This window comes from Shewanella sp. 5_MG-2023 (assembly GCF_030547465.1).
In the GTDB taxonomy this organism is placed as follows: domain Bacteria; phylum Pseudomonadota; class Gammaproteobacteria; order Enterobacterales; family Shewanellaceae; genus Shewanella.
In genome coordinates, this window is the sequence record NZ_JAUORC010000012.1 from 146,326 (window position 1) to 154,500 (window position 8,175).

General features: G+C 41.6%; 4 protein-coding genes. 3 read left to right on the forward strand and 1 reads right to left on the reverse strand.

Annotated features, from left to right (window positions below):
• Positions 1–178 precede the first annotated feature (178 nt).
• Positions 179–2,758, reverse strand: a complete 2,580-nt coding sequence (mutS, locus tag Q4557_RS09145) for a DNA mismatch repair protein MutS (RefSeq protein ID WP_102438088.1) — start codon at positions 2,756–2,758, stop codon at positions 179–181.
• Positions 2,759–3,180: 422 nt separating this feature from the next.
• On the opposite strand from mutS, the gene recA reads away from it, so the two are divergent.
• From recA to csrA, 3 genes are all read left to right on the forward strand, one after another.
• A complete protein-coding gene (gene recA / locus Q4557_RS09150; RefSeq protein ID WP_076542998.1) occupies positions 3,181–4,245 on the forward strand; it encodes a recombinase RecA in 1,065 nt (354 codons plus the stop codon).
• Between the two features lie 383 nt (positions 4,246–4,628).
• Positions 4,629–7,253 carry an alanine--tRNA ligase gene (gene alaS / locus Q4557_RS09155; protein WP_303412225.1) on the forward strand — a complete coding sequence of 875 codons (2,625 nt, stop codon included), beginning with the start codon at positions 4,629–4,631 and terminating at the stop codon, positions 7,251–7,253.
• 415 nt (positions 7,254–7,668) lie between these two features.
• Positions 7,669–7,872 (forward strand): carbon storage regulator CsrA, encoded by a 204-nt coding sequence (gene csrA / locus Q4557_RS09160; protein WP_076542996.1) that lies wholly within the window; start codon positions 7,669–7,671, stop codon positions 7,870–7,872.
• Positions 7,873–8,175: the final 303 nt, after the last annotated feature.

The window sequence follows — 8,175 nt, forward strand, 5'->3', positions numbered from 1 at the left end:
TGCGCTCATCATTTACAAGTTTGATAGCCTTTTTAGTTCATAAAGCATATCAATTGCTTGTTTAGATCAGTAATCATCAGGATTGACTTTAGGTTCTAAGTGTTAGTTAAATTGTAGTGAATGGGCTGTGATAAACAGCCCATTCAGATGTTACACTGAGCACAATTGCGCTCATCACTTACAAGTTTGATAGCCTTTTTAGTTCATAAAGCATATCAAGTGCTTGTTTAGGGCTGTAATCATCAGGATTGATTTGACTGAGTTTTTCAGTCGCAGCATTCGCTTCAGCTTCAGGGATAGATAAATTTAATGCTTCTTGAATTGGCATTTGCTGGCTATTGGCCAAATCTCTACTTTCTAGCATATGCAGTTTTTGTTTAGCCGCTTTGATCACATGGGCTGGAACACCCGCTAAAGAGGCCACCTGTAAACCATAGCTCTTACTTGCCGCGCCATCTTGCACTGCATGCATAAAGGCAATAGTGTCACCATGTTCGATAGCATCTAAGTGCACATTCGCTGCTGATGGGATCTGTTCCGGCAATTGAGTCAGTTCAAAGTAATGGGTGGCAAATAGCGTTAATGCCGCCACTTTTTCGGCTAAGTATTCTGCCGCTGACCAGGCTAAAGATAAACCATCATAGGTTGAGGTGCCGCGGCCAATTTCATCCATTAACACTAAACTTTTGGCCGTTGCGTTATGTAAAATATTGGCGGTTTCAGTCATTTCTACCATGAAGGTTGAGCGCCCTGATGCTAAATCATCGGAAGCACCAATACGGGTAAATATTCTATCTATTGGACCTATCACTGCTTTTTGTGCCGGAACAAAGCTGCCGATATGTGCCATTAAGGTGATTAATGCCACTTGGCGCATGTAAGTCGATTTACCGCCCATATTAGGGCCAGTAACCACTAGCATTCTTCTTGAAGGTGCTAATTGCACCGGGTTGGCAATGAATGGACTTTGGCTGACTAGCTCAACTACCGGATGGCGACCAGCTTCAATATGAATACCAATCTCGTGAGTGATTTGCGGGCAATTATAGCCAAGGGTTTCAGCTCGTTCGGCGAAATTACTTAATACATCCAACTCTGCTGCGGACTGAGCAAATAGCTGTAACTCATGTAGTTTCGGTAGTAATAAATCAAACAGTTCTTCCCATAGTTTTTTCTCAATGGCCAACGCCTTGCCCTGACTTGAAAGTACTTTTTCTTCGTACTCTTTAAGTTCTGGGGTGATATAACGTTCAGTATTTTTTAAGGTTTGACGGCGTTGATAGCTTAACGGCACTTGATCAGATTGTAGGCGGCTGACTTCAATATAATAACCGTGCACACGGTTATAGCCGACTTTAAGGGAATTAATGCCTGTTTGCTCTTTTTCTCGCAGCTCCATTTGCACTAAATAGTCATTAGCGCCTTCACTTAAACCGCGCCACTCATCAAGCTCGGCGTTATAGCCAGTTTTAATGACTCCACCATCACGAATAAGCATGGGTGGATTATCAACAATCGCTGAGGCTAAAAGCTGTTGCTGCTCAGGGAATTCTCCTAGTTTTCGCGCCAGAGTCTTCAGTTCATCTTGCTGACAATGGCTTAAGGTTTGCTGGATTTCAGGCAGCAATTCTAATGCTTGGCGTAAACGGGCAAAATCACGTGGTCGTGCACTTCTTATGGCAAGCCTTGCCATAATGCGCTCGATATCACCTAAAGCTTTCAGTTGTTGGTGTAAGTCGGCATACAAACCGCTATCAATTAGCTCGGCAACCGCTTGTTGGCGCTGATGAATATGCTGCTGGTTTCTTAATGGTTGGTGGATCCAGCGTTGCAGCATTCGACTGCCCATAGGTGTTGCCGTCTTATCTAGCACCCAAGCAAGTGTATTGTCACGCTGGCCCGACAGGTTCAAAGTTAATTCAAGGTTGCGTCTGGTCGCAGCATCTAAAATGATAGTATCAGCTTGATTAAAAAGGGTAATGCTATTGATGTGCGGCAAAGCTGTCTTTTGGGTGTCTTTGACATATTGCATTAAGCAGCCAGCAGCTTGCAGTGATAAGCGAGCATCTGTAATGCCAAAGCCATGTAAATCTTTCGTGCCAAATTGCTCCAGCAATAGCTGTATGCTGGTATCGTAATCAAATTCCCATTCTGGGCGGCGACGAATACCTTTAATGTTTTCAATTAAATGCACATCGACTAAGTCTTCGCTGTAAAGTAGCTCTGCAGGGCTGGTGCGTTGTAATTCAGCTTCTAATGTCTCAGCGTTTTCTAATTCGACTACCACGAAACGCCCTGATGACACATCTAAAGTTGAGTAGCCGAAACCATTTTTACCTTGATAAACCGCAGCTAACAGATTGTCTTGACGCTCTTGCAGTAAGGCTTCATCAGTTAAGGTGCCAGGCGTTACTATACGGACAACTTTGCGCTCAACCGGACCTTTACTTGTAGCAGGATCGCCAATTTGTTCACAAATAGCTGCTGATTGACCAATTTGGACTAATTTAGCCAAATAGCCTTCAACAGAGTGGTAGGGAATACCTGCCATAGGGATGGCATTACCACCACTTTTGCCTCTAGCGGTCAACGAAATTCCTAAAAATTCAGAAGCAAGTTTGGCATCTTCATAAAATAATTCATAAAAATCTCCCATACGATAAAACAACAACATATCGGGATGCTGCGCTTTAAGCGTCAAATATTGGCGCATCATCGGAGTGTGCTTTTCTAAATTTGGATTTTCAATTGCTGTCATTAATTTGTTGCTCTAAATATGGCTTGGGGATCGGAAAAAAGACCAATACTAATCGGCGCTCATCTTAGCAATAATTGATTTGAATCCCAATAGAGTTACTCATTTAGCGCGGTTCTGAACTGCTATTATCGAGTTGAAAGAGTATAACTATTGGCTTATTTGTCAGATGGTTAACATATTGAAACCACTGTATACAGTAGTCTTTATATACAGTGGTGTAGAAGTTTTAATTATATTTTTACTTATAAGGTATTGATATTGATATTGAAAAACCTTGTTTATTAGTGGTGTTGCAATTTTTTTTTGAGTAACTATTGATACTGTATGATTATACAGTATACTGAGCTCATATTAAGAAACAGACAAATTTATTCGTTATCAATCTCGCCAATGAGATGAGTTCGCTTAGAGGGATAATCACAATGAAAGCAGATCCAAATAAAGAGAAAGCACTGAATGCCGTGTTAGGTCAAATTGAGAAGCAATTTGGTAAAGGTTCAATCATGAAGTTGGGCGCAGACCGCACAATGGATGTTGAAACCATTTCTACTGGCTCACTTTCATTGGATGTTGCCTTGGGTGCTGGTGGTTTACCTATGGGGCGAATCGTAGAAATCTACGGTCCTGAGTCATCAGGTAAAACAACCTTAACCTTAGAAGTGATTGCAGCAGCACAGCGTCAAGGTAAAACCTGTGCGTTTATCGATGCTGAGCATGCTCTTGATCCTATCTATGCTAAAAACCTTGGTGTTGATATTGATAACCTACTTTGTTCGCAACCAGATACGGGTGAACAAGCACTAGAGATTTGTGATGCCTTAACTCGTTCTGGCGCCGTTGATGTGATCATTGTCGATTCAGTGGCGGCATTAACACCAAAAGCTGAAATTGAAGGTGAAATTGGTGACTCACACATGGGCCTTGCTGCTCGTATGATGAGCCAAGCAATGCGTAAACTTGCTGGTAACCTTAAGCAATCAAACACGCTATTGATTTTCATTAACCAAATTCGTATGAAAATTGGTGTGATGTTCGGTAACCCAGAAACTACAACAGGTGGTAATGCACTTAAGTTTTACGCCTCAGTGCGTTTGGATATTCGCCGTACAGGTGCAATCAAAGATGGCGATCAGGTGGTTGGTAACGAAACCCGAGTTAAAGTGGTTAAAAACAAAATTGCAGCGCCATTTAGGCAAGCTGAATTCCAAATCTTGTACGGTAAGGGTATTAACCGTACTGGTGAGCTAGTTGATTTAGGTGTGGCGCATAAGCTTGTTGAAAAAGCTGGTGCTTGGTATAGCTACAAAGGCGGCAAGATTGGTCAAGGCCGTGCAAATGCTGGTAAGTACCTAATTGAAAACCCTGCTGCGGCTGAAGAGATCGAAACTGCATTACGTGAATTATTGCTTAGTAAAGATAAAGAAAAAGATGCCGCCCCTGCTAAACCCGATGAAAACATCGATTTAGAAACCGGTGAAGTGTTTTAAGCCTTTGCTAGGTATTAGTAGTTAGAATTATTAAATCGCGGTGAGCTATATGCTCGCCGCTTTTTTTATCCAATTTTGCTCAGTATGTAACTCATATCTGTCAGAGGCTATACAGCGCCTATCAATTAGCTTTATAGCCACTCTTGTTAGCCGTTTTGTTAGCTGTTTTAGTTGCGGTAATTTTTTGATTACCCATAAATATGGCTATATTGCACAATCAATCAAATATTCGATGATCAAAATCGTTAAATTCCAGCCTAAAATAGCCAATCTATTGCCCTAGAATGTCGCACCTATAGTTTGTTTAAGTATATAATGTTGGCAATTTAGCGCTGACTAACAGCTTCCTGATAAATACGATTTATCCATTTTAGGGCGATTTCATGTTTCAAACTACCGCAGAACTAAGAAGTGCTTTCCTAGAGTTTTTTCGTCACAACGAACATCAAGTTGTCGATAGTAGCTCTTTAGTACCTCACAATGACCCAACTTTACTATTCACCAATGCCGGTATGAATCAGTTTAAAGACTGTTTTTTAGGTCAAGAAAAGCGTAGCTATACCCGAGCGACAACATCGCAACGCTGTGTACGTGCTGGTGGTAAACATAACGACCTTGATAATGTAGGTTACACCGCTCGTCACCATACCTTCTTTGAAATGTTAGGTAACTTCAGTTTTGGTGATTACTTCAAAGAAGAAGCCATTAGCTATGCATGGCGCTTTTTAACTGAAACATTAAAGCTTCCAACCGAGCGTTTATGCGTCACCATCTATGAAACTGATGATGAAGCGTTTGATATCTGGACTAACAAAATTGGTGTCGCCCCTGAAAATATTATCCGCATTGGTGATAATAAAGGTGCACCTTATGCGTCTGATAACTTCTGGCAAATGGGTGACACAGGTCCTTGTGGCCCATGTTCTGAAATATTTTATGATCATGGCGAGCATATCTGGGGCGGTCGCCCTGGTACTCCAGAAGAAGATGGCGATCGTTTCATTGAAATCTGGAATATCGTATTCATGCAATACAACCGTCAAGCTGACGGCGAAATGAAGCCATTACCAAAACCTTCTGTTGATACTGGTATGGGTATTGAGCGTATTGCTGCGATTATGCAAGGCGTACATTCAAACTATGAAATCGATATTTTCAAACAGCTTATTGCTAAAACGGCTGAAATCATTGGTGTCCAAGATTTAGAAAATAAATCTTTACGGGTTATTGCCGATCATATTCGCTCTTGTGCATTTTTAATTGCTGACGGTGTAATGCCGTCAAATGAAGGCCGCGGCTATGTACTACGCCGTATTATTCGCCGCGCAGTGCGTCATGGTAACAAGCTTGGCGCGACAGATACCTTCTTCTACAAATTAGTGCCAACATTAATTGAAGTGATGGGCGATGCAGCTAAAGGCCTTGTTGATGCTAAAGCAATTGTTGAAAAGTCTTTAAAAGCCGAAGAAGAGCAGTTTGCTAGAACGCTAGAGCGTGGCCTAGGTATTTTAGATGCAGCCCTTAATGCACTTGAAGCTAATATTTTAGATGGTGAAACAGCATTTAAACTTTATGACACCTATGGCTTCCCTGTCGACTTAACCGCGGATGTATGTCGTGAGCGTGATATCACCGTTGATGAAGCAGGATTTGAAGCGGCAATGGCTGAGCAGCGCAGCCGAGCACAAGCGGCTGGCAATTTTGGCACTGATTACAATGCAGGCCTTAAAATTGAAGGTGAAACCGAGTTTTGCGGTTATAGCGAGCTAAATGGTCAAGGTAAAATTACAGCTATATATGTAGAAGGTAATGCAGTTGATTCATTAACGGCAGAGCAAGAAGCGGTCATTGTATTAGATAATACGCCGTTTTACGCTGAGTCTGGCGGTCAAGTTGGCGACAAAGGCCATTTAACAGTTAATGATGCTAATTTTGCTGTGACCGATACTCAAATTTTTGGTCAAGCTTTCGGTCATCAAGGCAAGTTAGTTGCTGGTGTTTTAAATGTTGGTGATAGCGTTAGCGCTGAAGTCGATAAAAAACTTCGTCATCGTACTCAGCTTAACCATTCAGTGACCCATTTATTACATGCAGCACTACGTAATGTACTGGGTAGCCATGTAAATCAAAAAGGGTCATTAGTTAACCCTGAGCGTTTACGTTTTGACTTTGCTCACTTTGAAGCGGTCACCGCAGCAGAACTTAAGCAAGTTGAAGACATGGTTAATACTCAAATTCGTCGTAACCATGAATTAAAAACTGCGGTTATGGGGATTGATGAAGCCAAAGAGCAGGGCGCAATGGCGTTGTTTGGCGAAAAGTATGACAGCGAAGTGCGTGTGGTTACCATGGGTGACTTCTCTATCGAGCTTTGTGGTGGTACTCATGTTGGCCGTACTGGTGATATTGGTTTATTCAAAATCACTTCAGAAGGTGGTATTGCAGCAGGTATTCGCCGTATTGAAGCGGTAACGGGTGCCGCAGCAATGGCTTATGTTGCTGAGCAGCAATCTCAACTTGAACAAGCGGCAAGTTTGCTTAAGTCAGATTCAGCCTCTGTTGTAGCGAAATTAAAAGCACAGCTTGATAAAGTAAAATCCCTTGAGAAAGAAATGTCGCAGCTAAAAGATAAGTTAGCTGCAGCAGCCAGTGCCGATATTGCTGGTGAAGCTGTTGAGATGAACGGCATCAAGGTATTAGTTAAAAAGCTTGAAGGTGTGGACCCTAAATCTTTACGAGGCTTGCAAGATGAGCTGAAGCAAAAGTTACCGTCATCAATTATCGTGCTCGGTATTGCTGGCGATGCAAAGGTTAACTTGATTGCTGGTGTGAGCAAAGATCTTGTCGGTAAGGTTAAAGCTGGTGAACTTGTGGCTATGGTAGCACAGCAGGTTGGCGGTAAAGGTGGTGGGCGCCCTGATATGGCCCAAGCTGGCGGAACACAACCAGAGAACTTAGATGCAGCATTAGCCTTAGTTCAACCATGGCTCAGCGAACGTTTAGGCTAACTGACAACTTAAGCCATAAGGTGTTTACGGCATTTTATGGCTTGAGTATTAGGTTGAGCTTTGAGATAGTGGTTCGGCAAGCTTATAAAGCATTCTTAGGTATCATTTTTTACGCTTTTTTGACTCAAGCTACTATAATTCTAAATTGAAGCAACTTTTATGCTTTTTTTGTACGCATAAGCAGCAATTTATTAAATTACCTGTTTTGCTTTTGTTTAAAGAATAGCCTTTAAATGTTATCAACTTGAAATAATCAGGCCGCAGGAATACGTTTTTTCTTTTTTTTGGGGTAAAAAGCTTAAAAGTTTTATTGATTTAGTGTCGTCACTAATGATTTGTATTAAGCTAACATTATTAAACGCGCATATTACGGATAGAAGCTGGTGTATGCTGATTGGACTAAAGGAGCAATCGAATGCTGATTTTGACTCGCCGTGTTGGCGAAACATTAATGATAGGTGATGAAGTGACTGTTACTGTACTAGGTGTAAAAGGTAACCAAGTACGTATCGGTGTGAATGCACCTAAAGAAGTATCAGTTCATCGCGAAGAAATTTATCAACGTATCCAGTCTGAAAAATCTGGCAACGTTACACCTGAAGATGGTGGCAATTTCTGATATATCAGACATTGTTTGCGATTTACCAATAAAGCCAGCGAAAGCTGGCTTTATTGTTTTTAGACTATTTAAGATTGTTTGCTAAAAAAAATACAAATTTTTTTAAATGAATTGATGATAATTGTGGCTTAACTCATCAATGTGCTCAAAAACAGTTCAAATGAATATAAGATGCTGAAAAAGGTTTGACTTATTTTCGGCAAACAGTAATATGTGCGCCAAGAAACGGAGAGGTGGCCGAGTGGCCGAAGGCGCTCCCCTGCTAAGGGAGTATGGGCTTTAACTCCCATCGAGGGTTCGAAT

Coding starts and splice junctions, on each gene's coding strand:
- mutS (WP_102438088.1), bottom strand. CDS start 2,758: ATGACAGCAATTGAAAATCCAAATTTAGAAAAGCACACTCCGATGATG.
- recA (WP_076542998.1), top strand. CDS start 3,181: ATGAAAGCAGATCCAAATAAAGAGAAAGCACTGAATGCCGTGTTAGGT.
- alaS (WP_303412225.1), top strand. CDS start 4,629: ATGTTTCAAACTACCGCAGAACTAAGAAGTGCTTTCCTAGAGTTTTTT.
- csrA (WP_076542996.1), top strand. CDS start 7,669: ATGCTGATTTTGACTCGCCGTGTTGGCGAAACATTAATGATAGGTGAT.